We start from the raw sequence: 24751 nt of genomic DNA, 5'->3' as shown, positions 1-24751 counted from the left end.
CTCCTTTCTTATATGAATTTTTCTTAAAATTTAATGTACATAAAATTCCCTTTAAATTTTATGGTTATCATTTTACATATTTGATATGGCGATCACAAAACAGATACTGTAAAGTTAGCAGCAATTTGGCTCTCTTTTGTGCTGTAACAGGAATTTAACAAGACTTACGGGAAACGTTTTTCATCCTAAAAGGCTCTTTTCTTAAACTTTGCTGCTTCTCACTCTATATTTCAGCTGCAGGACCCTTAATTTGGCAGGAACTTTAAGAAAAGATGCCCCGAAGCTAATCTTTATGCGTTTTCAGAACTTATACAAATAGCAACAATCTTTGCGAAAACAGCCGCCTAAAAAAAGGTGCCTTCCTTTTTTATTTATGAAGTCACCTTTTACCATTTTATTATGGCTATTTTGTATAAGAAAATAGCGCTATTTATTTATTGTAAACCATTCATCCAGCTGCTTCATAATCGATTGCATAGCTGTTCGATTGGAGAATTTCGGAAGCTCAGCAAGCAAAGCCTGTTTTGGCATAACGGCTCCCTCTCCTTTTTTCTGCAGGATAAAAATACTTTTTGCATGCTGTTCACTTTTGAACATACTTAAAGGAAGCTGCAGCAAGCCCTGAATAATCACTTCTTCTTTTAAGAATTGATTAAGCTTTGGTGCTTCCTTTGAATCAAACAGCTGATTTGGAATAATAAAGAACAAGTAGGCACCAGGCTTTGCATACTTTACTCCTTGCTCGATAAGCAAATGGTGAGAATAGGAATGGCCCTCGTCAGCCTTTAGTTTATATTCCTCTGAAACGATATCATCCGGATAATAACCAACAGGCAAATCACAAATAACGGCATCAACTGGGGCAACAAATAGCGGCTGCAAGCTGTCCTGATTAAAAAAGCTTACAGGATGTTCCTGAAGATTTGCATTAGAGTAGGCCAGTCTGATTAATAATTCATCTACATCAATTCCAAAGCTCTCTACCTTTTTTTGTTCCAAGGTATTCAGTACAGCTGTTAGAAGATTTCCTGTTCCTGCTGCATGATCCAGAAGGGAAACAGTCTCTTTTGATTTCAAAAATTTATTTACTAGGTAGCCCATAAAAAGTCCGACCGTATCTGGTGTCATTTGGTGGTTAGGATGAGCTCCTTCTTTAAGACCCTTCAAAATAGCAAGCTGATAGGCCTTTCGGATTTCTTCTTTTGTATAGGAAGATAAATTAGCCCTATCATAAAGATTGCTTAATTTTTTCTTAGCGATGTCACTCAGGTCTTCCTGCAGTACGGTTTGGTGAAACAGATTTTCTCCTGTTTCTGCAACCCCTTCAATGTACGGGTCATCGAGCTCTTTTGCCAGCGTTTCGGCTGATTCATTGAAAAGGGCAAAGAGTTTTTCTATCTTAGAAATGGTTTCCATTTATGTACCTCCTATAAAGCTAAAACACTTATCTCATTTTAGTAAGAATTTAGGGCTGAAAGCAAGTTTAATAACATGACTGACAATAAAAACCTTCAAAATCCAAGAAAAAACCCCTTTAGCCGAAAGGCTAAAAGGGGGGCCCGATCATTATTGTGCTTTTTTTGCTGCTTCAAGAGCTGCTTCATAATTTGGGTGATCAGTTCCTTCACTTACGTACTCTGCATAGGTTACCTGATCATTTGAATCTACTACGAAAACGGAGCGTGCTAGCAAACGAAGCTCTTTCATTGTTACTCCGTATGCCTCTCCAAATGAAAGATCGCGGTGATCGGATAAAACAGCTGCATTTTCAAGACCGTTTGCAGCACACCAGCGTTTTTGAGCGAATGGAAGATCATTTGAAATCGTTAATACCGTAACATTTTCAAGTTTAGAAGCCTCTTCATTAAAGCGTCTTGTTTGCGCATCGCAAACACCTGTGTCAATGGATGGTACGACAGAGATGATACGAACTTTTCCTTTCGAGTCTGCAAGTGTAACCTCTGAAAGGTCATTTGCCAGCACTTTGAAGTCAGGTGCCTGATCTCCTGCCTTAACTTCGTTTCCCGGTAGTGTTACCGGATTACCTTTAAATGTAACAGCAGCCATTTGAATTCCTCCCCTATAAGAAAAGTTATGTACCATGTAAATATAAGCTTTTACCCATGGTTTTTGCAAAGGATAAGGATGGGGTAAGCGAAATATTTTATTCTATCTAAAAATGAATCTTGGACTACTGGTGCATTTTGATAATGGGCTGCACGTTGTTAGAGCATCATCAAGGCTAGCTCGCTGCTTTCCTTCTTCAAATTCTCAAGTGTAATAAAAAATCCTAAACGATAAAAAAACCGGAGCATAGCGTTCCGGTTAACAAGGGGGAACTGTAATTAAAAATCAAGTTCCTGCTTAGGAATATGATGGTTGCCATCATCTCTTTTTTCATTTCGGTCTCTTTTGAACATATGCTGTATTTTTTCGATTGCCTGAGGTGCTGATTCAAGAATACGTTCATATAGATGTGTGCTCTCGTCTAAGTGAAGCATTTTCACACCATTTGCACCTACAATCAGAAAAGCTATTGGCGTAATGGAAACACCGCCGCCGCTTCCGCCGCCAAATGGTATTTTTCTTCCGGAACCTGATCCTCCAGAACTTGAAGGCCCCTGATGATGGTCGTGCTGATCATCTTGGGAGCTTCCTCCAAATTCACTTCCGCCTGCCGCAAAACCAAATCCGACTTTAGAAACGGTTAGGATAACGCTGCCATCAGGTGTCTCAACTGGATCACCTATAATGGTGTTTACGTCTATCATTTCCTTCAAATTTTCCATCGCTGTTTTCATTAAACCCTGAATTGGATGATCACTCATTAGTAAAGCCTCCTCTTAAGCCGATTTATTCTTATTATCACCAAAAAGGCTGCTAAGCGGCTTATTGAAAAACTTCGGCCTGCTGCCTTTCCAGTATTTAACGAAACGAACTCCTGCCAAAATAGCATGCCCGATACGAAAATGGAATATACCATTAAGCATGGTGTTTGCACACATTCTATGAAAGTTTGGCGTTATATGAAAAACGGGTTCATGCTTGACGGTAAAGTATTTATCGATAACGGCAAACATGGAATATTTTAATGACCATCCAAGTCCTGCGGCTATCCCGCTTCCTGCAGCATCTCCTGTTCCTATCTCTGAAACCCACTCAAATTTGGTTATCTTCACATGCTTTAAAAATTTGCGAACGATTTGATGAAGGTCTACGATATGCCTTGTTAGTTCTTTAATATCTTTTATTCCTTTAATAGCATCATCTGGAGTTACCTTCTCTTTGCTTTCAGAACCTTCTTTGTTCTCTTTTCCTGCCTTTTTTTCCTTCTCCATGTCAATGCTTGCCTGGGATGTATTGAATTTAAGCACAGGTATATCAATTGTATAGCGAAGCAGTCCGTACCAGGCTCTTATTTTCACCTTCAGCTGTTCATCCTTTTTATCTGAATGTTTAAAGAATACTGTAATGGTGACCTTCGTGAATAAAATAATAATAAATAACAGAATGAGAAAGCAGCTGATGCTAATCAGCCAAGTCATGAATTGCCCACTTCCTTTCAATCTCCCATTATCGCCTATAGAAAAAAAAATAAACCTGCCGCATGAAGGCGGCAGGCTGCTTTATTTCACTTTTTTAAATGTATTTTCGTGTATAACTGAAGTGTCTGCAAAAAGATCGTGAACTCCCTGTTTCTTAGGGGTAAATGCCGTAACAAGATATAAGATAAAAATCGTCTTAGAAATGTAGCGGCCTACAAGCTCCCTAAAAAGCACTTTGCTCCATGTAAGTCCTTCGCTGTTTAAAGAAATAACTTTTATCCCGAAAATCATTTTTCCTAGAGTCTGCTGAAAATATTTCGTCAGCAGCACAAAATATAAAAAGAAGATCAAAGCATCCAGTATCGAGATGGGTGAAAAGATAAACTTATCGTTTGTTGGAATCTTCATTAGAACAAACAAAGGATTTACGATAATCCTGACCACACTGCCAATGATGATAACATCTATTAAATAAGCCCAAAACCGGATCCAAAACCCGCTGTAATGCATTTCAAAACGTTCTGCACTTTCAGAAGGCAAATGATGGTCCATTCGGCTATCATAGGTTGTATCCATTATAAGCCCTCCTTTATTCAGAATACATGTACATTAATCGGGCAGCATTCGGTTTTGAGAAAAGCTGGTACATACCGAACGCTTTAAAATCCTCACTGAATATCTTTTGTGTGCTCATATTCAGCAATGAACTGATTCCGCCGCCTGTTTTATATTTCACAACCTCAGCATTCACTCCGAGCTGTTTTCTCATTCCCGCTACTGCATCATCGTAATAGCCCAATTCATCAACGAGTCCAATTTGCTTAGCCTGACGCCCATCGTAAATTCTTCCATCTGCAATTTTTCGAACCTCAGCCTCTGACATATGGCGTCCTTCTGAAATAACTCCAACAAACCCTTTATAGGCATTGTTAACCATTCCCTGGAGGATTTTGCGTTCTGCAGGTGTCATATCCCGATTTGGCGACATGATATCTTTGTAGGGGCCGCTTTTGATTGTATCGAATTTTATTCCAAATTGCTTTGCAAGAGCTCCATAGTTAACGCCCTGCATGATCACTCCAAGCGAACCTGTCAATGTATCTGGTGCAGCATATATTTTGTCACCTGCTGTAGAAATATAATAGCCGCCGGAAGCAGCGATCGTTTCCATAGAGACATAAATAGGCTTTTTCGTTTTCTTCTTTAAATCCATTAGTTTTTTATGTATCTCAGCACTTTCTACAACTCCGCCGCCTGGGGAGTTCACGCGCAGAATAATTCCTTTGATCTTATTATCATCTTGGGCTTCCTTAATCATATCGAGGAACTGCTTATGGTTATAACCGGATCCTTGAAACACTGATGAAGCCTGTCCTGTATCCTGAATGGTGCCATCCACTTCAAGAACTGCAATTTTGCTGTCAGACGATCCAGGAGTGATGACATCCTCTGAAAATTCCTTATTCATTGAAAATGCCTGCTGAAGATTTGCAGATTGTGTAAAGAACATGGTGGTGAAGCTTAAAACAACTGAAAAACCAAATACAACGACCGCTATAATAATTGCGGCCCAGCGCTTGCCGTTCATGAATTGTTTCCTCCTTATGGGTGTGTTGCTTGGCCAATTAACCATTTTGCATTCTCTTTTCATGACCAAAGGCTTTTTCTAGGCGTTTTTCAGTTAGGCTCTTTTCTTAAACTTGTTGCTTTCTCATCTATATTAGATGATTGCTGACCATTATACCGTTATAAATTTTAAGAAAAGATTCCAAGAAGCTAGTCTTAATACGTGTTCTAAGATATTACGAATAGCAACAATCTCTTTAAAACAGCCTTCAGTTAAAAGCCGGAGGATATGCCTTTCCCACCATTTTTCAGTACGAACAGCAGGAATAAGAAAAGTAAATTTTGCAACATGGAAAAGGACAATAGTGGTAAACTTGTCATCATAAAGTATTTTATCACAATATAATATAAAGTGGAGGAGTTTTCCAGCTTCAGGAAGGTATTCGCATGGCAAATCGCCGAAATGTTTACTTTTTTTACCGTAATAATGATGAGTTGAACGCCAAGGTGGACAACCTTATTACCCTTACCGAAAAAAATGGATTTCATATTGTGAACAGCATTCATGATGCAAGCTTTATTGTAAGCATTGGAGGAGACGGGACATTTCTTCAGGCAGTAAGAAAAAATCAGTTCTTGGATAATTGTCTCTATGCGGCATGCAACAATATGAACAGTCAGCATGTATTGTGATTTTAACTTGCAGGAAACAGATCAGATGATTCAGGCAATGATAGAAGAGCAGATCGAAGTGAGGCGTTACCCTGTTATTGATGTAAAAGTAGATGATACAGAGCACTTTAAATCCTTGAATGAATGCAGCATCCGTTCAGACATCATTAATACACTTGTAATGGATGTTTATATCGATGACCTTTACTTTGAGACATTCCGCGGTGATGGTGATTATTGGTGCTCCGACAGGAAGTACAGCTTATAATAAATTGATATTACGCTCAGTAATACCGTTCTAAAATATCTGTAAAACTTAAAAATAATTTATTCTGGGAAAAAGGTAAAACGCACATTTTTGTGAGCAAAATGTGAAGACTTTTCAAGAATTAGAGACAACCGTTTAGCCCAATTGGCATTTCAATTGGGCTTTTTATATAATGGGCATAACAAGGAAAATAAGAAACTGGGGTTTTAGTATGAAGTATAAAATGAAAGCAGCCTGGATGATGCTGCTCGTTTTAGCCGTATTCACAGCCGGCTGTGCAGAAGCTACAGCCAAAATAAAATCGATTCAGCAAGTGGATTTAATCGCGCTTAAACAGTTTACAGGAAGCAAAGTCGGCGACAATTCGACGATGAGTGAACTTCTCCGAAACCTTGCAGGAGGGGAAACTGTTCAAAAAATAGACTTGTCTGACAGCAGCCTTAAAGTTTGGTACGGAAAGAACAAGCGGGATTTAAGCGAAAAAGAAATTAATCAATTCTGGTTTGGAGATAAAACTGCCATTGAAAAGATCTTTTTATACAATGCGATTTATCTTGCTCTTTTAGTACCTAATGCAAAAAAAATTGAATTGAATGTGGGCGGTAAGCATTTTGAAACTCCGAGAGATGATCTGGAGCAACTGTTCAAAGAAAAACTGACTGGCTACAAAGATCATGACCAGCTTTCCAATAAAGACAGTATGGAGACACTGCTGAATTCTAATCAAAAGAAAATTCAGGATCTGATTTTTTCTGATGCATTCAGAAAAGAATTCTTCAGCAAGCATCCGATTACAATTCAATAGCTAAGGTTTCCGTCTTAACCAAAACCGCCATTCCTAAAAAGCCGAAAAGCACGCGATTGCGTGCTTTTTCCTTTTACAGCTGGAAGACAATCTGGCCGTCGATGACTGTCATGACAACCATTGTTTTCTTAAGTTCATCAGAGGAAATGCGAAATGGATCGCGGTCGATGATCGTAAAATCAGCTTCATAGTCCTCTTTAATCAACCCTCTGGAAGCTTCCTTATGAACCGCCCTGGCACTTCCTATTGTGTAAAGCTGGATTGCTTCAAATGCGGAAAGAGCTTCCTGCATGTAGTAGCCTTCTTGTTCAGGTGTATGGATGCTTTTCCTCGTCACAGCAGCGTGAATGCCGAGAAACGGATTCAGCGGTTCTATTGGTGCATCTGATCCTCCTGCACAAATAATCCCTTCTTCTAAAAGGGTCTTCCATGCGAAACTTGAGGTCATCCTGTCTTCTCCGAGTCTTTCGATGACCCATGGAAAATCACTTGCTGTAAAGCCTGGCTGGATATCAAGAATAATCGGAAGCTTTTTCGCTCTTTTTATCAAATCCGTTCTGAGTATTTGAGCGTGAATGATCCTGTCCCTCTGTACCTCTAAGGGAGGATCTGCTTCGATCGCATCCATTGTCCGTTCAAATGCCAGATCTCCAATAGCATGAACGGCCACTTCCCTTTTTAATTTCCTCGCCATCTTCACAAGAGCTGTAAGCTCTTCAGGAGTATGGACTGCCACTCCTGATTGAACAGGATCGTCTGTATAAGGCTCGCTTAACAGAGCTGTCCTCCCTCCAAGGGCTCCATCTGAGAAAATTTTAACGGCGCCTGTTTCCAAATAAGAAGAAAACACTGGATTCATTGCTTCAAGTTCCTCGGCCACTGTATGGTGGACAAGCATATGTACTTTCAGCCTTCTTTTTTTCTCTTCAATGACTTTCTTGAAAACAGCCAACGTTTTTTCAAGACTGCCGTAATAGGATAAATCTTCTGTATGGACACCTGTAATACCATATCGATAGCAATCAGATACAGCAAGGTTCAAAGCTTTTTCCATATAACCCTCAGTCACGCCAGGTGCTGCTGTGTAGAGAAGGTCCATTGCGAGATCCATAAGAAATCCTGTCAATTCCCCATTTTCATCTCTGCCGATAATTCCGCCCGCCGGGTCAGGCATATCCTTTGTGATTCCTGCAGCCTCAAGTGCTGCAGAGCTCGCCAGGTTCGCATGCCTGCATATTCTTTTTAGGATGATCGGGCAGCCGGGAAATAAGTCATCCAGCAAATGACGGTCAAACATCTGTCCTTCAGCAAGCTGATTTTCATTCCATCCTTCTCCGATAATCCATTCTCCATGGTTAGCCTGCCGGACTTCTTTTTGGAGGGCATTAATGATGTCCCCTTGGGAATGCATTCCAGAGAAATCGAGTCTCATCAGCTTTTCGCCATGACCGATCAAGTGAATGTGGCTGTCTGTAAAACCCGGGAGCATGACCGCACGATTCAAATCATTATATTCAGCAATACGGCCTTCATATTTATTCAGCAGTGCTTCTTTTGAGCCTATTTCAATAATGCGGTCTTTTTCTGTAAATACAGCTTCTATCGTTTCATGCTCTTTTTCCATTGTGTAGATTGTTCCGCCATACCAGATGGTACCCAATGTACTCAATCCCCCATTTTATGTTAACATGCTAACATTTGTCCAGTTTTCTATATTTCACATTTGTTATGATTGTAAAATTGAAATTTAAAAGGCGCTCTTTTCTTAAACTTTTTTGCTTCTAATTCAGCTGGAGGACCCTTGATTTGGCAGAAACTTTAAGAAAAGATGCCCCAAAGCAAGTTAAAATGCGGGATAAAAGCATTTACGAACAGCAACAATCTCTGCGAAAACAGCCATATAAAAAAACCTGGTTCCATACGGAAACCAGGCAGCTTCTTTTAAGCTTTAGCTCTTTCAGCTTCAAGCTGACGCAATTCAATGCGCCGTATTTTTCCGGAAGCGGTTTTTGGCAGATCCTTTACAAATTCAATTTTCCTAGGATATTTATAAGGGGCGGTGGTATTTTTTACATGCTCCTGCAAATCTAAAATAACCTGCTCTTCATCATAGCTGCCTTCTTTTAAAATAACGAAGGCTTTTACTATATTGCCTCTGAATTCATCCGGACTTGCTACGACTGCACACTCCCTCACAAGGGGATGTTTCACTAATGCATCCTCTACTTCGAATGGTCCAATAGTATAACCTGAGCTAATAATAATATCATCGCTTCTTCCTTCGAACCAGAAATAACCGTCTTCATCTTTTCTTGCTCTGTCCCCGGTGAGATAATAATCACCACGGTACTGCATAGACGTTCTTTCAGGGTCTTTGTAATACTCTTTAAAAAGGGCTGGAGTATCTTTATGAACGGCTATATCTCCGACTTCGCCTGCCTGGCAAGGCTTTCCGTACTCATCGATAATTTCAACGATGTTTCCTGGAGTCGGTTTTCCCATTGAGCCTGGTTTGATCTCCATCCCTTTTAATACTCCGACAAGCAGTGTATTTTCTGTTTGACCATAGCCATCTCTTACTTGAACAGCAAAATGGCGCTGAAATACTTCAATGACTTCCCTGTTTAGCGGTTCACCTGCCGACACCGCACTATGAAGAGCAGACAGATTATAGGCTGAAAGGTCATCTGCTTTTGCCATTATGCGATATTCTGTCGGCGTGCAGCAAAGCACATTAACTTGATAATCCTGCAAAAGCTGAAGGTATTTGCCAGGCTCAAACTTTCCTTGGTAAACAAGACCGGTGGCACCGCTTCCGAGGACGGACAAAAACGGACTCCAGATCCACTTTTGCCATCCCGGTCCTGCAGTTGCCCATACAAGGTCTCCTTCATTAATGCCGAGCCAAAAAGGTGCTGCTGTCCTTAAATGGGCAAATGCCCAGCCGTGTGTATGGACAGCTCCTTTTGGATTTCCGGTTGTGCCGGATGTATAAGATAAAAACGCCATGCTGTCCCGTTTTGTCGGAGCCATTTCAAGATGTCCAGTCTGTCTATCCATATCCTCTTCTATTGAACGCCATCCTTCTTTTCCTTCTCCAAGGGTCCACGCCTTCAGTCCTGAAAAAGAGGTAACTCCCTCAAATTGCTCAGTAAACTGCCCATAGCAGATAACACCCTTTACTTCTCCATGTGTGACACGGTATTCAATATCTTTTGTTCTAAGCATTTCTGAGCTGGGAATGACAGTTAGTCCTGCTTTTAACGCTCCCAGGTAAACAGCATAGGCGCCTATAACTCTCGGAATCATGATCAGCACTTTATCCCCTTGCATCAATCCGCCTTCCAGGAGAGCGCTTCCAATTCTGTTTGCTTTTTCCATCAATTCTTTATAGGAAATCTGGTCCTTCTCTCCCTCTTCATTTTCCCACAGCAAAGCTATTCGATGAGGGTCTTGTGCAAATTTCTCTACTTCTTCTACCAAATTATATGTATCTGCAGCCACCAAATCTTCTCGGTTCATCAGCATTTCCCTCCTTATATACAACCTCATTATACATAATATTTTAAAATTATTGAAATATTAAAAGGAGGTTTTGCCTATAAAGGTCTGATCCTTTTTTTGACAATAGAAAAACAGGGGGAGGTCCCCCTGCTTCTGTAGCCATTGTATTCAGTTATTACTGTTGGTAAGAACCGCTTTGTTGTTGACCCATTGAACCGCCGATTTGTTGTTGAGCCATTGATACCAAACGTTTAGTGATTTCTCCACCAACAGATCCATTAGCGCGAGCTGCAGTTTCAGCTCCAAGATTTACACCAAACTCAGTAGCGATTTCGTATTTCATTTGATCGATCGCTTGGGATGCTCCTGGTACTAATAGTTGGTTTCTAGAACCGCTGTTTTGTTGTGCCATGTGTTCTCACCTCCTTGTGAATATAGAATGTGTAGAAACACATGGCATCATACAACTATTCTTTGGTAATTTTTGAAAGAAGGGAAATCAGAACAAACTTGAAATCATCGGATCTTCAAAAGTGTCTTTATTCGTAATTTTAATTGTCTCCATGCTGTTCACCGCTTCAGTAATAAGGGTGTCAAAATCGACAAAGCTTTCGAACCGCTCAACCTTTTCAAGCTTTGGCTTTGTTTTAGGTGCAGCAGGCGTAAAAATGGTGCAGCAATCTTCATATGGCCTGATGGAAATATCATGGGTATCAATTTGCCTTGCCATCTCCATAATTTCCAATTTGTCCGTTGTAATCAATGGTCTTAGGACAGGTGTCTGTGTGACCTCATTGATCGCCTGCATGCTTTGAAGCGTCTGGCTGGCAACCTGTCCAAGGCTTTCACCCGTTACAATGGCAAGGCCATTTCTTTTCTCTCTTATCTGATCGGTAATTTTCAGCATCATTCTTCTTGTTGAAGTCATACTGTAATTTTCAGGTACCTGCTTATGAATAAGTTCTTGAATCTTCGTAAAAGGGACAATATGCACAAGCATTTGTCCGCAATAGGGGGTCAGCTGTTTTGCAAGATCAAGCACTTTTTGTTTTGCTCTTTCGCTTGTATAAGGAGGGCTGAAAAAATGAACTGCTTCTATTTCTGCTCCTCTTTTAAGAGCAAGATAACCGGCTACAGGACTGTCAAAGCCTCCTGATAGCATCAGCATCGCTTTCCCGCTCGCTCCTGCAGGCAAGCCGCCTGCTCCAAGTTCATCCTTCGTCGTAATAAAGGCTGCTTCTTCCCTGACTTCGATCCTTACATCGTAGTCGGGCTGACGAACATTCACCGTAATGCCCTCTGTATTTTTCAGAATATGTGCGCCGACTTCTCTATTAAGCTGATCTGCCGGAACAGGGAAATTTTTATCCGCTCTTCTTGCGCTCACTTTAAACGTATTTCCTTCAGCTGCATATTCCTGGATCGTTTTAAGAGCTGACTCTTTTATTACATCCAGATCGCTTTTGCACCGGACAGCAAGGCTGAAGGATTGAATACCAAAGACACGTTTTAATTTTGTGCCTATTGGTTCAAATGCTTCCCCATTTAGCTGAATGTAAATACGGTCTCTCGTAGAAGAATAAGTTAAAGCTTCAAATTCTTCCAAAACCTGCTGAATGTTTTTTTTCAGGCGATCAACGAACTGTTTTCTGTTTCGGCCTTTAGTGGAGATTTCTCCAAATCTGACAAGAATGTGGTCATATTGCATAGGTTTCTACCTCGTTACTTTCTTTAAATGTTGAATCGACTGCTCGATTGTCTTTACTAAATATGGCACAATTTCAGGGCTATGTTCAAATGAGAGACTGATGCGTAGAACGCTGCGGGCAATTTCTTCTCCTTTTCCAGCAGCCAGTAAAGTTTGGCTGACGGCATTTTGTCTGGAGGAACAAGCAGAGGTTGTAGAAAGATAAATGTCTTTCTCCTCGAGCTGATGAACGAGAACCTCAGGTTTAATTCCCGGTACTGAGAAATTTACGATATGGGGTGCTGTCCCGGTTGAAATAGTATTGAGAACAATGCCATCCAGTTTCTCCAAAGCATTCATAAGACTGCTTTTTGTTTCTTCAAGCATTCTCTTCTTCTCTTTGTACTTTTCGCTTGCCATTCGAAGCGCTTTTGCCGCAGCAACAATTCCTGCGGTGTTCTCCGTCCCTGAACGGTACCCTCTTTCCTGTGAGCCGCCGCTATGAAGCGGCAGAAGCTCAACTCCTTTTTTAACAAAAAGGATACCCGTTCCCTTTAAACCATGAAATTTGTGAGCAGACATCGTACAAAGATCGGCTTGGCTCATCTTTATATTGAGCGGCACTTTAGCCGCTCCCTGTACATGATCAATATGAAAAAAAGTATTGGGCCGGTCAGAAAGAAGTCTTCCGATTTCTTCAACAGGCTGAATCGTTCCCAATTCGTTATTTACATGCATGATCGAAACGAGAATTGTATCATCACGCAAACTCTGTTTTAGATCGTCTATCTGAACAAAACCAGCCTGATTGACAGGAAGCATTGTAATTTCAAAATGAAAAAACTTTTCCAGCTGTTTGCACGCTTCTATTACTGAAGGATGTTCAATAGAGCTGATAATAATATGGCGGCCTCGATTCATATGCGCAAGCGCAATTCCTTTTATGGCCATGTTATTTCCTTCCGTTCCGCCAGATGTAAAAATGATTTCCTCTTCTTTAGTATCAAGAATATTTGAAACCTGCTTTCTAGCCTGCTGTATTAAATGTTCAGCCTGCCCGCCCAGCTTATGCAGAGACGATGGATTTCCAAAAAAGGTTTCGGACACTTGCCTGTAAGTATCAAGAACTTCAGGAAAAGGTTTTGTTGTAGCACTATTATCCATATACAGCATATAAAGGCTCCTTTTTAAAACAAAAATTCATATAAAAAACTTTTTGGGAAAATTCCCCAAAAAGGTGCGATATTTCCAAACAATTTATTTCATTATTTGTTAGGGCAATGATAATAATCTTTTCAGACGCTTTCCTTACTAAAGAACTTCATAGTCTAAGAAGGCTGTTTTCACAAGGATTGTTGCTTTTCGCACAAGCTCTTATCACGCATTCAGCCAAGCTTTAGGGCATCTTTTCTTAAGGAATATTGCCTTGCCGATGGTTTGTTAACCGTAATTTAGGGTCATGAACAACAAAGTTTAAGAAAAGAAAGTCCTTATAAAACAATTTTTAATGACAAAATATAATAACACACTAATGAGAAAATGAAAATATAAGGTACATATTTTGAAGTATTTTATTTATCGGAATATAATAAACATTGAAATATTTGAAGTGTTCGACAATTCCTGCACTTTGTATGTTACTATGTTAGACGGATTCGACAGAATTATAGGAGGATTACTTATGAGAAAAGGATTATCGGCTAAAAAAACATTTGTAGTTGGACTTATGCTGTTTGCGCTCTTTTTAGGAGCAGGAAATCTCATATTCCCCCCTGCATTAGGACAGGCTGCAGGCGGAAACGTGTGGATTGCAATTGCAGGGTTTCTAATTACAGGAGTTGGTTTGCCGCTTTTGGGCGTCGTTGCCATAGGGTTTTCAGGAAGCAACCTGGAAACACTGGCAAGCCGTTTACATCCTCTATTCGGTATTATTTTTACTGCTGTGCTTTACTTGGCGATTGGACCATTATTTGGAATTCCTCGAACAGGCACCGTATCATTTGAAATAGGAATAATGCCATTTTTGCCAAAAAGCATTGCAGATAATGGTTTTTCCTTATTTTTTTACACCATTCTTTTTTTCGGGATTACTTACTGGCTTTCTTTAAATCCCGGCAAGCTTGTTGACAGGATCGGGAAGGTGCTGACCCCTGCACTGATCCTTGTACTTGCCATCCTGATCGCAAAAGCCTTTATTACACCAATGGGCTCATTTCATGCGGCTTCCAAAGCTTATTCTTCAGGGCCTTTCTTTAAAGGATTTCTTGATGGATATTTAACAATGGACACACTTGCTGCACTAGTATTTGGAATTGTCGTAGTAAATGCCGTTAAAGACCAAGGAATAAAAGATGAGCAAACGGTGGCTAAAGTATGCATACAGGCAGGACTTATTGCCGCGGCAGGACTTGCGCTCGTATACATTGGCCTTGCGTTTCTTGGTGCTTCAAGTACAGATGCAATTGGAACGTTTTCAAACGGAGGCGCCCTTCTGTCTGCGGCAACAGACTATCTGTTTGGGCCATTCGGCAGCTTGGTACTAAGTCTTGCAATTATCTTTGCATGCCTGACCACAAGTGTTGGGCTCCTTTCATCGTGCGGACAATATTTTTCTAAACTTTTGCCGAACATGCCTTACAAAATGGTCATTGGAATCATTACTTTGTTTTCAATAGCTATCAGCAACTTCGGCTTAACTCAGCTGATCAATTTTTCGGTTCCAATCCTGACAGCTATCTATCCTCTGGCCATCGTGCTCATTATCTTAACCTTTATTGATTCTCTCTTTGACAGGAGACCAGAGGTGTATGCAGGGAGTTTTCTTCTTACTGGCATCGTCAGCATTATTGATGGATTTAAAGCGGCAAAATTGACGCTTCCTTCATTGGATTCCTTTTTATCTCTGCATCTCCCTCTTTACGAAATGGGAATCGGCTGGGTTCTCCCGGCAGCTGCAGGGGCCATAATCGGCTACTCTGTTTCCATATTCCGCAAAAAGGGAACCGCTGCATCTAAGTTAAAGGAAGCCAGGGAATAGATTTAGAAAAACTGCTAAGAGAAAAAGCATCCGGAACCGGATGCTTTTTCTTTTTATTTAATGGCTGTTTTCGCAAAGATTGTGGGGCCTATTTAATTTTCTCTAAATCTTCTTCTATGCTGTTCTCCAGCCTTTTCATCACACCGGGTTCAATGGACTCAATAGCAGCTGCTGCTTTTTCAAGCGAAGCATCATACTGAAAATTTCTGAAAAGATCTTCTGCTTCTTTGAGCTGAACAGCAAGTCCTGAATTCTTGCTTCTGTATCTGTTGCCGTACTGAATAATTTTCTCAATAAAAAAGACATGCTCTACAATATCTGCTGTCTGCAGTGAAAGCTTCTTCACTATGTCTGCAGAATCTTCAAGAAGAATATTGACAGCGACCATATCGAGAGGGATTTCTTCTAATTTTACTGCAACCTTTTTAACGGAAACATTGGCTTCTTCTAAAAGATGCTTATAAGCTTCCGGCAGCCCTGGTACATTGCTTTTTTGAATCATTCTAATAGCTTCTGTCAGCATGACCTTCAGTTCTGAAAGCTGCTGTCTTGCCTGCAATTCTTCTTTTCTCAGGGCGAGAAGCATTTCACGGTAGGCTTCATGTTCTTTTTTAACAATAAGAATCTGCTTTTCAAGCTCCGTTAATTCTTCCTTAAGGATGCTGTAAGCAATTTGGTCCTTTGTAAGATTCATTTTCACATGGTCATATCGTTTGCGGAGCATGCTCAGCTGCTTTGTAATGTGCCGCTGCTTCTCAAAATCCTGTTCTGTTAAATGGTAGCTTTGCTTTACAAGATCCGTTTCTTCACTTGTTTGAAGCTTCTGCCTATCAAGCTCAAACAATTCTGCTTCAGCTTTTGCTGATTCCGTTTGTATGTAATGATGAGCTCTCACTTCTTTTTCCAAGAGATCATACATCGTTTCGATCGATTCATTGATATCGTGAAGCGCTTCTTGTATGCCTTCAATATCGGTTTGTTCAATTCTTTCTTTGTATTCTTCCAATTTAACAGCTATCTTTTCGGCTTCCGCTTCTGCATGAATATGGCCCAGGAAATATCCCTGTTCTTCCATTTCTTTGTAGCCCTCCAGAAGCTCGGCAAGCTGAAGGGGTATGCTTGTCACGCACTCTGATAAAAGAGAAGGTATTTGATTGATTTTCATTTGAAGAATAGTTAATTCCTCAGAATTTTTCATTAAAATTTCTCTGGCTGCCAAATAGTTCCCTGAGTCCGTTTCAGCATCAAACTCTTTCATTCCTTCATAGATTGCAAGCAGCTCAGCTTCAAGAGCAGGATGGGCCTTGCCAAATGTATGGCTGTAGGCTAGGAGTGTTTTCTTAGCTTTTTTAAACTGTTCCCTTAAGTCGTCAATCTCTGTCGTATTCTTTTCTTCGCTGGATACGAGTTCATAAATTTCTTCAATAATTTGTTCAATGTTTTGGTCTGCTGCATCCAGCATATTTTCTATATGCTCAAGAACCTGCCTGGATTTTTTAAAACGGTATTTATCAGCATGGTCCTCTGCGTCGAACAGCAATTCTTCCACTTCCGGCAGCTGGGTAGTAATAATTTCATCCCATTCATTCCGCCACCGCTCAAACAATTCCTCAGCCTGACCGGTCATTTTCAAATTTTTTACTTTTGACATTTCATCTACAAGAGACCGATTCATGATCTCGATTTTTCTCGCTTCCAGTCTGTCTACTTCACGATAGACGTTTTTTCTGATGAAGTAGCCAATACCAAATAAAAGGAGAAGAACCAGCAACACGCCGATAACAACTTCCATAATGAGCCCCCTTGCTGTATAGGAAAAATCCCCTTTTTAGGAGATTTGCGTGCAATAATGTTCTATCTCTTTAACTATGTATATAAACATGCATAAGAAATGGTTATTTCAATGTTTTTATGATACCATGTTAACGACATTTTTTGACCAATATTTTAAATTTTTTTGCACTTTTCGTCGTCAAATTTCGTCTTTTGGGAGGGAAACGCCTTGAAAAAAAAAGATGGGCATATACATAGTCCTTTTTGCCCTCACGGTTCAAAGGATTTTTTGCATGAATATACTGAAAAAGCCATTCAAAATGGGTTTACTGAAATAACATTTACTGAACATGCGCCGCTGCCTTCTGGTTTTAAGGACCCGGCCCCTGAAGAAGACAGCAGTATGAAAGCCTCCGAACTTGCGGACTACTTTCAAGCCATAAACACAGTTAAAGAGGCCTATTCAAAACATATCAGCATTTTGGCAGGACTTGAAGTGGATTATATTGAGGGATTTGAAGAGGGAACGAAAAAAGTTCTTGAAGCAGCAGGGCCATATATTGATGATACCCTTTTATCCGTTCATTTTTTAAAAACCGAAAATGATTACTGGTGCATGGATTACAGTGAAGAGGTTTTCGGAGAGCTAATAAAGAGATGCGGATCTGCTGAGAATGTGTATGAACTATATTACAGGACGCTGGAAAAGTCAGTTGCTGCGGATCTTGGGCCATATAAACCAAAGCGTATCGGGCACATTACCCTTGCAAGGAAATTTCAAAAAGTGCATCCATCGGCCTTTGATGAGCAAGCTGCTTTAATTAAACTGTTTGCACTTTTAAAAGCACAGGAATATCAGATTGATTTTAATACAGCAGGACTTCGAAAGCCAAACTGCGGAGAGACTTATCCGCCCCTCCCGTTTGCAGAAATGGCCTTATCATTAGGCATTTCGCTTGTATATGGTTCAGATGCGCACACTGCAAAAGAAGTAGGTGCAGCTTATGATGTCTATCAAAGGTTATTAAACATACGATAATGCGGGTCCATTTTCTTTCAGCATGAAATCAAGCCAGATTTCCATTTCATGATAATACTGTTTAACAAAGTAGGATTCATGGGGCTGGAGGTAAAGAACCTCTGTCATATATTGAGGATGAAGATAAGGCATCGTTAATAGGCTTTTCAACTGAATGATGAAATGGGCGACGGGAATTTTCCGGAAGCTTCCTTTTTTCATTCCTTCCTCTAAAAGAGAAGACAAATAAAATTTCTCTTTTGTCAGATAGGTTGTCATAACCTCGCGTATTAAAACAGAATCAAGGGTTACTTCGCGATATACAAACCTTGCAAGTTGACGCTGCTCCTGCTGATAGTTTAAAATATCCAGAATCAGCCTAGAAAGAGATTGTCTGGCGTTCAGGCCGTCTTGGGAAAGGCATGTTCTTTCCATTACTTTTAAGTATCCTTCATAAAACCAGGCAACTAAATATTCCAAAAGACCGCTCTTTCCATTAAAGTAATAGGAAATGTGAGCAACATTTACATTTGCTTTTTGAGCAATGGATCTAACGGAAGTACCGGCAAATCCTTTCGTATTAAACAGGGAAACGGCTGCTTCAATAATTCGTTCTTTCGCATTTAGAGAAGCGGTTTGCAGCATGAGATCACCCCTTTTTATCATTCTGCCGAGCAAAATCAATTGAAATACATTGTTATTTTATAAATGGGCAGAAAGTTAGCCTACTCCTATCATTCAATGAACCGGGATGCCGTACCTTTAATTACTTATCGACAAAGTTTGAAGCCGAGACTGTTTTTTTGCAGATTTTAAACAAAAGGTGGGGAAAGCAAATGTTTCATGTCGAAACCTATAATGAAAATAAAGAAAAAAATTATGATCTTGTGATTAAGCAGTTAAAAGCTTTGCTTGAAGGGGAAAGTGATACTATCGCAAACCTCTCCAATGCATCCGCATTGCTTAACCAATTTCTTGATGATATCAATTGGGTCGGATTTTATCTTGCTAATGAAGATCAGCTTGTTCTTGGGCCCTTCCAAGGTCTGCCAGCTTGTGTAAGAATTAAAATAGGCAAAGGTGTTTGCGGGACAGCAGCCGAAACACTGACAACCCAGCGCATAGCAGATGTTCATGCTTTTCCTGGGCACATCGCCTGTGATGCAGCTTCAAATTCTGAAATCGTGATCCCTTTAGTAAAAAAAGGAGAGCTATTGGGAGTGCTTGATATCGACAGCCCATCCAAAAACAGATTTGATGAAATCGATGAAAAATATCTTGAGCTTTTCACAGAGGCGCTAGTTTCGTTTTTGTAAAATCTTTCATAATGGATCAGGCCAAATCAACTATTGATTTGGCTTTTTTATTTTTATATTGATTGTTTAAAACTTGCAAAAAACCCCCATCAATGGAAATGGGGGTTAATCTCATTCTGCTATTCTTGCCTTATCTTGAAAAATCACTCTGTTTTTGCCGAGGCTTTTTGCACTGTATAGAGCCCTGTCTGCCCTTCTGAATAATCTTTTCTCCGAATCATCTGTTTCAGCTGTCCAGTGGGCTACTCCGCAGGAAATGGTGATGGGAGGAACCGTTGATTGTGCGACCTTACTGACAAGCCGCTCTGCAATCGAAACACCTGATTCAAGATCAACCTTTGGCAAATAGATGGCGAGCTCTTCTCCGCCCCATCTGCAGCCTACATCCTGTTCCCGTATATTTAATTTCATCAGGTTTGCTACCTGAATGATTACTTCGTCGCCCACCTGGTGGCCGAAGGTGTCATTAACCTGCTTAAAATTATCGATATCGATTAAGATAAACGTGCCCTGTGTGTCCATCTGCATCGAACGCTGAATGCATTCATTTAAAAATTTTCTGGAATAAAGCTTTGTCAGATGGTCTGTTTTAACAAGCATTTCCAGTTCTTCTCGAAGCAGTGAATTTGCCATTGCAAGACTAGAGTGATGAATAAGCGACTGCAGTAATTTAAACATCTCAAAGGTAAAATGGTATGGGGTATTATGTAAAATGATGGCGTACCCTCTTACTCCATCTGTTTCCATCATTGGAACTCCCATTAGACATTCGTACTCTGTTTTCTGCAAATAAGCACTTAATGAACCGATGAACACACCGTCTTTTTCCTGTTCAATGCGGGTCTTTACAAAATCAAGATAAACAAACGATTCTTCCTTGTTAAAAAACGAGGTGCTTCCGGGAAGAGGCTGTACTGCTCCGGCTGTCTCACAATAGAAGAAACCCACTTCCTGTGCAGAAAAGGATTTGATAATCCTTTCTGACATGTACTCCATCGTATCTGTCAAACGGAGATTCTTATTAAGCTGATGTGTTGTCTCATTGATCAGCTGGAGATCTTCAACCAATTTTTTTGATTGTTCATAAAGCTGAGCATTTTCCATTGCGTTACCAGCAGCACTTGCAAGCATCGTTAAAAATTTCACTTCGCTCTGCTCCATGAAATTGGATGAGTTCCCCAATACTTCCAGTACTCCGTATATTCCCTGCTGTCCTTTTAAAGGAATATAATAAATGGACTGTTCATACTCTTTACTTTTCACTTCTTTTACCATACCTGTTAAATAAGCTTCCATCGCTGTATCATTCGTGCCATTTTCATCGAAGTAAAGATCCTTTACAGGCAGGTTTCCCTTATGGTTATCGTGTGAAAGAAACAAATAAAAAAGAGAGTTTTCGTACATTTTTTGAAGAGTTGACATTAATTCACCAAGCACTTCATCTTTGTTCATTGTAGAATGAAACTTTTCAGTAAGCTTATATAATTGCTCAAATTTCCGCTCGTTAACAATCAGTTTTTCCGTTTTTTTATAGTGATTTAAAAAGCGTGAACAAGACTCTGCCAGTTTGGCAAAAAAGGACTCAGATAAACCGGCAAGTCCTGTGATCCGAAGGATCGCAATAGGAGCTGCTTCCTCGTCTAAAAGAGCAGCAAGCGAGCCGTCTTCCTTAAGGCTTACAGGACACATGAGCAGTTCAGAGATTTCATTTTCTGAAAGATCCAATGGGTTAAAGTGTGAAGAATTTGCAGTAAAATAGGGGAGGAAAACGTTATCAGATTTCCAAATAAAAAGCGAGACTTCCGGTGCGTTCAATTCTTTCTTCAATATTTCAATCATTCGGCTGGCAGCTTTATATAAAGTATTTTCGCTTCCACGGGTTAAACACTCAAAAAACAAACTATTTATTCTGGGAAGTATGTATTTTATGTCTTCCATTTTAATGATCTCACCCACAGTTAGTTAAATGCAAAAATATGAAGATATGCTCATAACGTTATTATAGCATAATTGCTTGCTTGTAAATAGATTCAGCATGCATATGAAATAAAAACTTCCCTTGACTTTCAATTCTTATAATCATATAATGGAATTTGTGTAAAATAGCGCAGCCTATTGAGTCTGCAGCAATGGAATCATTTTGTTCCCGTACTTCACTGTATGAGGTGCATCGCGTAACTCCCAGCTGCTGGAGCGATGATGCATGAAAACAAAATGACCGTGCTTGCAAGGGTCAGTTCTGTTTTTATTTTATGCCAAATAAAAACAAAGAGGAGGAGTCATTCATGGCTCGTTATACAGGTCCAAGCTGGAAATTATCCCGTCGTTTGGGAATCTCGCTTACTGGAACAGGTAAAGAATTGGAAAAACGCCCTTACGCTCCAGGACAACATGGTCCAGGACAGCGTAAAAAACTTTCCGAATATGGTTTACAATTGCAAGAAAAACAAAAACTTCGTCACATGTACGGAATGAACGAACGTCAATTCCGTAATACATTCGTTAAAGCAGGCAAAATGCCTGGCATCCTTGGTGAAATCTTCATGGCTCTTCTTGAGTCTCGCCTTGACAACGTTGTTTATCGTTTAGGTTTGGCACGTACACGCCGCCAAGCTCGCCAATTGGTAAACCACGGCCACATTCTTGTTGATGGACAGCGCGTAGATATCCCATCTTTCCAAGTAAAAACTGGTCAAACAATTTCACTTCGTGAAAAATCACGCAACCTTGACATCGTTAAGGAAGCTGTAGAAGTAAGCAACTTCGTACCTGAATACCTTACTTTCGATGCTGATAAACTTGAAGGAACTTACACTCGTCTTCCTGAGCGTTCTGAATTGCCAGCTGAAATCAACGAATCTCTTATCGTAGAGTTCTACTCACGTTAATTAATTTGCTTATTAAATAGCAATTGTAAAAACCCTAGAAACCTTGATATTTCAATGGCTCTAGGGTTTTTTATTTTATTTCCGCAATATAGAACAATACGCAAGTAATGCATAAAAACATGCATATTTTATTTTGTTAAAGCACTCCGTTATTACAATAACGAATTTTTACCTTTTTTTAGGTCTTGTTGGTCCTTTTGCCATTGAGAAAACATCTAGTTTTTTGCATCATTCCATTTTCTCAATAACTCTAATTCGTCAGCTTCTTTCCAGTTCCAATCAATCTTTATCTATAAACTCTCCTAAGAATTTGGTTTACTTTAAGTACACCTTTTCACAATATTTGTTATGTATTCTAAGAAAAGTTTCTTTTGAAAAAATTTTTTTGGATTTTTTTGTTGACTTAAACCGCAGTTTAAGTCGTATGATAGTCCTGTCGACAATTAAATTTGGAGGTCTCCAAATGAAGTTCGGAAGTGCTGGAATAGGATTGGCTTTCGCGGAACGCTTTATAAAGGCTGGAAATAAAGTCATTGTGTGTGGACGACGTGAAAAGGTACTCCAAAACGCGAAAGAAAAATTCCCGAGACTGATTACTCGTGTAAGTGATTTGGCTATTGAATCAGAGCGTGTAGCATTGTTTGATTGGGTAACATCCAACTATCCGGATGTGAATGTGTTAATTAACAATGCAGGGATCCAGCAACGTTTTAACGTGTTAAAAGCGGACTCGAAGAACGATTGGGATTGGAGTTATTTCAGTAAAGAAATCACAACCAATCTAGAAGCACCGTTGCAGCTATCTATGTTATTCGCTCCATTTTTTGCGGCAAAAGAAGAGGCAACTATTATTAACGTGACATCTGGGTTAGCTTTTACTCCATTTGTGATTGCTCCTATATATTCAGCAACGAAAGCAGCGCTTCATTCCTTTACAATGAGTCTCAGACACCAACTTTCTGATACGTCTGTAGAAGTCATTGAAGTTGCTCCTCCGGCTGTGAATACAGATTTAGGCGGAGCAGCAGGATTGCATATGACTGGAGAACCATTAGATGCTTTCGCAGATGGCATTTTCAAAGGATTAGAAGAGGGTAAAATGGAAATCGGATATGGTAGTTCTGTGAATCGCTTACGCATGTCACGGGATGAAGTCGACGAACACGTAGAGAAAATGTACCAAGCAGCGAAAAACATAATTGAATAACTTCTTGCGAAAGTTACTAAATTTTTTAGGTGCTTTTCTGAAATCATTTATTAAGATATTGGTGGCTGCGTGTTTTATGTTGAAATTGTTTCTCAACCCCAACAAATATTATAGAGCCAAGAAAAGAGCCTTTATAAAAGAGGGACTGCATAAATTGCAGTCCCTCTTCCTCATTAGCTGTATTGAATCATCGTGTATTTTTTCTTTCCGCGTCTGATGATGGTGAATTCTCCATCAATCCTGTCCTCTGCTGTTATCATCGTGTCCGTTTCCTGTCTTCTTTCCCCATTCACGTAGATTGCACCATTTGTTATATCTTCACGAGCCTGGCGCTTGGATGGAGAGATTTTTGCTTCAACGAGCAAATCAACCAGGTTTTTATCATCTGAAGAAAGTTCAATAGTAGGAACATCTTTAAACCCTTGCTTAATCTCAGAACCAGTCAATTTTTTTAAATCTCCGCTAAATAATGCCGCTGAAATTTTAATTGCCTGCTGCAATGCCTCTTCACCATGAACCATCCGGGTCACTTCTTCAGCAAGCATCTTATGCGCTGTGCGTTTTTCCGGCGCTTCCTGAACTTCCTTCTCAAGCTGATTGATCTCTTCATGGGAAAGGAATGTAAAGAATTTCAGGTATTTCACAACATCTCTGTCATCGGTATTAATCCAGAATTGGTAAAACTCATATGGAGAGGTTTTTTCTTTATCAAGCCAAACAGCTCCGCCTTCCGTTTTACCAAACTTTGTACCATCAGCTTTTGTCACTAGAGGAATCGTTAATCCAAATGCTTTGGCCTCCTCTTCCGTTTTCCGGATCAGCTCCAGGCCAGCAGTGATGTTCCCCCATTGGTCGCTTCCTCCAATTTGGAGTTTGCAGTTTTCAGTTTGGTACAGCTTCAGAAAATCATAAGACTGAAGAATCATGTAGCTGAATTCCGTAAAGGAGATGCCCGATTCTATTCTTGACTGAACAGAGTCTTTAGCCAGCATATAATTTATGCCGAAGTTTTTACCAACATCCCTTAAAAAGCCGATTACATCCAAAGGTCCGATCCAATCATAATTGTTCGCAACAATAGCGGGATTTTCTTTTGCTTCAAAGTCAAGAAAACGGGATAGCTGGCTTTTAATGCGATTAGACCATTCCACAACAATATCTTCAGTGTTCAACGTTCTCTCAGCTTTTTTTCCGCTCGGGTCACCGATCAGTCCCGTCCCTCCTCCAACTAAAGCAATTGGAGAATGGCCAGCTTCCTGGAATCGTTTCAGCGTTAAAATAGGAAGCATATGCCCGATATGAAGGCTGTCTGCCGTGGGATCGAACCCTCCATACAATTTAATGCTTTCTTTATTTAAAAGATTGATAAGCCCTTCTTCATCCGTAATTTGATTTACAAGTCCCCTGAACTGCAAGTCATGCAATAAATTATTCATTTTTTTCATACTCCCTCACGTTTTGATTA

23 protein-coding genes are annotated in these 24751 nt (G+C 40.1%); 8 read left to right on the top strand and 15 right to left on the bottom strand.

Annotated elements, in window-relative coordinates; translation table 11 throughout:
- Positions 1-426 precede the first annotated feature (426 nt).
- The 6 genes from ACOT8F_RS05675 to sppA all read right to left on the bottom strand — a co-directional run bounded on the left by ACOT8F_RS05675 (position 427) and on the right by sppA (position 5133).
- Positions 427-1416, bottom strand: a complete 990-nt coding sequence (locus tag ACOT8F_RS05675; protein WP_421650604.1) for a class I SAM-dependent methyltransferase — start codon at positions 1414-1416, stop codon at positions 427-429.
- A gap of 150 nt (positions 1417-1566) precedes the next feature.
- The gene (gene tpx, locus ACOT8F_RS05670; RefSeq protein ID WP_421650603.1) at positions 1567-2067 is read right to left on the bottom strand and encodes a thiol peroxidase; all 501 of its coding nucleotides are present in this window, start codon (positions 2065-2067) and stop codon (positions 1567-1569) included.
- A 278-nt stretch (positions 2068-2345) separates the two neighbouring features.
- Positions 2346-2828, bottom strand: coding sequence for a GerW family sporulation protein (gene ytfJ, locus ACOT8F_RS05665; protein WP_421650602.1), 483 nt, complete (start codon positions 2826-2828; stop codon positions 2346-2348).
- A gap of 15 nt (positions 2829-2843) precedes the next feature.
- A complete protein-coding gene (locus tag ACOT8F_RS05660; RefSeq protein WP_421650601.1) occupies positions 2844-3545 on the bottom strand; it encodes a DUF2953 domain-containing protein in 702 nt (233 codons plus the stop codon).
- Positions 3546-3626: 81 nt separating this feature from the next.
- Positions 3627-4121 carry an RDD family protein gene (locus ACOT8F_RS05655; RefSeq protein ID WP_421650600.1) on the bottom strand — a complete coding sequence of 165 codons (495 nt, stop codon included), beginning with the start codon at positions 4119-4121 and terminating at the stop codon, positions 3627-3629.
- Between the two features lie 13 nt (positions 4122-4134).
- Positions 4135-5133 carry a signal peptide peptidase SppA gene (gene sppA, locus ACOT8F_RS05650; protein ID WP_421650599.1) on the bottom strand — a complete coding sequence of 333 codons (999 nt, stop codon included), beginning with the start codon at positions 5131-5133 and terminating at the stop codon, positions 4135-4137.
- Positions 5134-5558: 425 nt separating this feature from the next.
- On the opposite strand from sppA, the gene ACOT8F_RS05645 reads away from it, so the two are divergent.
- The 3 genes from ACOT8F_RS05645 (at position 5559) to ACOT8F_RS05635 (ending at position 6856) form a co-directional block, all read left to right on the top strand.
- Positions 5559-5804, top strand: coding sequence for a diacylglycerol kinase catalytic domain-containing protein (locus ACOT8F_RS05645; protein WP_421650598.1), 246 nt, complete (start codon positions 5559-5561; stop codon positions 5802-5804).
- Positions 5805-5829: 25 nt separating this feature from the next.
- Complete coding sequence (locus ACOT8F_RS05640; RefSeq protein ID WP_421650597.1) at positions 5830-6051, top strand: diacylglycerol kinase catalytic domain-containing protein; 222 nt, start codon at positions 5830-5832, stop codon at positions 6049-6051.
- A 211-nt stretch (positions 6052-6262) separates the two neighbouring features.
- Positions 6263-6856 carry a DUF4825 domain-containing protein gene (locus tag ACOT8F_RS05635; RefSeq protein ID WP_421650596.1) on the top strand — a complete coding sequence of 198 codons (594 nt, stop codon included), beginning with the start codon at positions 6263-6265 and terminating at the stop codon, positions 6854-6856.
- Between the two features lie 73 nt (positions 6857-6929).
- On the opposite strand, the gene ACOT8F_RS05630 is transcribed toward ACOT8F_RS05635, so the two are convergent.
- The 5 genes from ACOT8F_RS05630 to ACOT8F_RS05610 all read right to left on the bottom strand — a co-directional run bounded on the left by ACOT8F_RS05630 (position 6930) and on the right by ACOT8F_RS05610 (position 13220).
- The gene (locus tag ACOT8F_RS05630) at positions 6930-8516 is read right to left on the bottom strand and encodes an amidohydrolase (protein ID WP_421650595.1); all 1587 of its coding nucleotides are present in this window, start codon (positions 8514-8516) and stop codon (positions 6930-6932) included.
- Between the two features lie 281 nt (positions 8517-8797).
- Positions 8798-10378 (bottom strand): acyl-CoA synthetase MbcS, encoded by a 1581-nt coding sequence (gene mbcS, locus ACOT8F_RS05625; protein ID WP_421650594.1) that lies wholly within the window; start codon positions 10376-10378, stop codon positions 8798-8800.
- 157 nt (positions 10379-10535) lie between these two features.
- Entirely contained in the window at positions 10536-10772 is a 237-nt protein-coding gene (locus tag ACOT8F_RS05620) for an alpha/beta-type small acid-soluble spore protein (RefSeq protein ID WP_421650593.1), read from the bottom strand.
- An 87-nt stretch (positions 10773-10859) separates the two neighbouring features.
- Positions 10860-12068 carry a tRNA uracil 4-sulfurtransferase ThiI gene (gene thiI / locus ACOT8F_RS05615; protein WP_421650592.1) on the bottom strand — a complete coding sequence of 403 codons (1209 nt, stop codon included), beginning with the start codon at positions 12066-12068 and terminating at the stop codon, positions 10860-10862.
- 6 nt (positions 12069-12074) lie between these two features.
- Entirely contained in the window at positions 12075-13220 is a 1146-nt protein-coding gene (locus ACOT8F_RS05610) for a cysteine desulfurase family protein (protein ID WP_421650591.1), read from the bottom strand.
- A gap of 508 nt (positions 13221-13728) precedes the next feature.
- On the opposite strand from ACOT8F_RS05610, the gene brnQ reads away from it, so the two are divergent.
- Complete coding sequence (gene brnQ, locus ACOT8F_RS05605; RefSeq protein ID WP_421650590.1) at positions 13729-15084, top strand: branched-chain amino acid transport system II carrier protein; 1356 nt, start codon at positions 13729-13731, stop codon at positions 15082-15084.
- An 88-nt stretch (positions 15085-15172) separates the two neighbouring features.
- On the opposite strand, the gene ezrA is transcribed toward brnQ, so the two are convergent.
- Positions 15173-16876: a septation ring formation regulator EzrA gene (gene ezrA / locus ACOT8F_RS05600; RefSeq protein WP_421650589.1), complete on the bottom strand. Its 1704-nt coding sequence runs from the start codon at positions 16874-16876 to the stop codon at positions 15173-15175.
- Between the two features lie 210 nt (positions 16877-17086).
- Here ezrA and hisJ point away from each other — a divergent pair, with 210 nt between their 5' ends.
- Complete coding sequence (hisJ, locus tag ACOT8F_RS05595; protein WP_421650588.1) at positions 17087-17896, top strand: histidinol-phosphatase HisJ; 810 nt, start codon at positions 17087-17089, stop codon at positions 17894-17896.
- On the opposite strand, the gene refZ is transcribed toward hisJ, so the two are convergent.
- Entirely contained in the window at positions 17882-18520 is a 639-nt protein-coding gene (refZ, locus tag ACOT8F_RS05590) for a forespore capture DNA-binding protein RefZ (RefSeq protein WP_421650587.1), read from the bottom strand. The genes hisJ and refZ overlap by 15 nt on opposite strands.
- 191 nt (positions 18521-18711) lie before the next feature.
- Between refZ and ACOT8F_RS05585 the strand changes: the two genes are divergently transcribed.
- Positions 18712-19191 carry a GAF domain-containing protein gene (locus ACOT8F_RS05585; RefSeq protein ID WP_421650586.1) on the top strand — a complete coding sequence of 160 codons (480 nt, stop codon included), beginning with the start codon at positions 18712-18714 and terminating at the stop codon, positions 19189-19191.
- Between the two features lie 111 nt (positions 19192-19302).
- Here ACOT8F_RS05585 and ACOT8F_RS05580 read toward each other — a convergent pair whose 3' ends face one another.
- On the bottom strand, positions 19303-21030 hold the full coding sequence (locus tag ACOT8F_RS05580; protein WP_421650585.1) for a sensor domain-containing diguanylate cyclase: 1728 nt from the start codon (positions 21028-21030) through the stop codon (positions 19303-19305).
- A gap of 446 nt (positions 21031-21476) precedes the next feature.
- On the opposite strand from ACOT8F_RS05580, the gene rpsD reads away from it, so the two are divergent.
- The gene (gene rpsD / locus ACOT8F_RS05575; RefSeq protein ID WP_421650584.1) at positions 21477-22079 is read left to right on the top strand and encodes a 30S ribosomal protein S4; all 603 of its coding nucleotides are present in this window, start codon (positions 21477-21479) and stop codon (positions 22077-22079) included.
- A 463-nt stretch (positions 22080-22542) separates the two neighbouring features.
- Positions 22543-23286 carry an SDR family oxidoreductase gene (locus ACOT8F_RS05570; protein WP_421650583.1) on the top strand — a complete coding sequence of 248 codons (744 nt, stop codon included), beginning with the start codon at positions 22543-22545 and terminating at the stop codon, positions 23284-23286.
- A gap of 173 nt (positions 23287-23459) precedes the next feature.
- On the opposite strand, the gene tyrS is transcribed toward ACOT8F_RS05570, so the two are convergent.
- Positions 23460-24722: a tyrosine--tRNA ligase gene (gene tyrS / locus ACOT8F_RS05565; RefSeq protein WP_421650582.1), complete on the bottom strand. Its 1263-nt coding sequence runs from the start codon at positions 24720-24722 to the stop codon at positions 23460-23462.
- Positions 24723-24751 lie beyond the last annotated feature (29 nt).

This window comes from Chryseobacillus diguaensis, from assembly GCF_049220665.1.
In the GTDB taxonomy this organism is placed as follows: Bacteria; Bacillota; Bacilli; order Bacillales; family Bacillaceae; genus Metabacillus_B.
The sequence above is the reverse complement of the archived record's forward strand: the minus strand, read 5'-3'. Positions and strand labels throughout refer to the sequence as shown.

Coding starts and splice junctions, on each gene's coding strand:
- ACOT8F_RS05660 (WP_421650601.1), bottom strand. CDS start 3,545: ATGACTTGGCTGATTAGCATCAGCTGCTTTCTCATTCTGTTATTTATT.
- ACOT8F_RS05585 (WP_421650586.1), top strand. CDS start 18,712: ATGTTTCATGTCGAAACCTATAATGAAAATAAAGAAAAAAATTATGAT.
- ACOT8F_RS05645 (WP_421650598.1), top strand. CDS start 5,559: ATGGCAAATCGCCGAAATGTTTACTTTTTTTACCGTAATAATGATGAG.
- ACOT8F_RS05620 (WP_421650593.1), bottom strand. CDS start 10,772: ATGGCACAACAAAACAGCGGTTCTAGAAACCAACTATTAGTACCAGGA.
- ACOT8F_RS05640 (WP_421650597.1), top strand. CDS start 5,830: ATGATTCAGGCAATGATAGAAGAGCAGATCGAAGTGAGGCGTTACCCT.
- sppA (WP_421650599.1), bottom strand. CDS start 5,133: ATGAACGGCAAGCGCTGGGCCGCAATTATTATAGCGGTCGTTGTATTT.
- ACOT8F_RS05570 (WP_421650583.1), top strand. CDS start 22,543: ATGAAGTTCGGAAGTGCTGGAATAGGATTGGCTTTCGCGGAACGCTTT.
- tpx (WP_421650603.1), bottom strand. CDS start 2,067: ATGGCTGCTGTTACATTTAAAGGTAATCCGGTAACACTACCGGGAAAC.
- thiI (WP_421650592.1), bottom strand. CDS start 12,068: ATGCAATATGACCACATTCTTGTCAGATTTGGAGAAATCTCCACTAAA.
- ACOT8F_RS05635 (WP_421650596.1), top strand. CDS start 6,263: ATGAAGTATAAAATGAAAGCAGCCTGGATGATGCTGCTCGTTTTAGCC.
- rpsD (WP_421650584.1), top strand. CDS start 21,477: ATGGCTCGTTATACAGGTCCAAGCTGGAAATTATCCCGTCGTTTGGGA.
- ytfJ (WP_421650602.1), bottom strand. CDS start 2,828: ATGAGTGATCATCCAATTCAGGGTTTAATGAAAACAGCGATGGAAAAT.
- tyrS (WP_421650582.1), bottom strand. CDS start 24,722: ATGAATAATTTATTGCATGACTTGCAGTTCAGGGGACTTGTAAATCAA.
- ACOT8F_RS05610 (WP_421650591.1), bottom strand. CDS start 13,220: ATGCTGTATATGGATAATAGTGCTACAACAAAACCTTTTCCTGAAGTT.
- refZ (WP_421650587.1), bottom strand. CDS start 18,520: ATGCTGCAAACCGCTTCTCTAAATGCGAAAGAACGAATTATTGAAGCA.
- ACOT8F_RS05580 (WP_421650585.1), bottom strand. CDS start 21,030: ATGATTGAAATATTGAAGAAAGAATTGAACGCACCGGAAGTCTCGCTT.
- ACOT8F_RS05655 (WP_421650600.1), bottom strand. CDS start 4,121: ATGGATACAACCTATGATAGCCGAATGGACCATCATTTGCCTTCTGAA.
- brnQ (WP_421650590.1), top strand. CDS start 13,729: ATGAGAAAAGGATTATCGGCTAAAAAAACATTTGTAGTTGGACTTATG.
- ACOT8F_RS05675 (WP_421650604.1), bottom strand. CDS start 1,416: ATGGAAACCATTTCTAAGATAGAAAAACTCTTTGCCCTTTTCAATGAA.
- mbcS (WP_421650594.1), bottom strand. CDS start 10,378: ATGAACCGAGAAGATTTGGTGGCTGCAGATACATATAATTTGGTAGAA.
- ezrA (WP_421650589.1), bottom strand. CDS start 16,876: ATGGAAGTTGTTATCGGCGTGTTGCTGGTTCTTCTCCTTTTATTTGGT.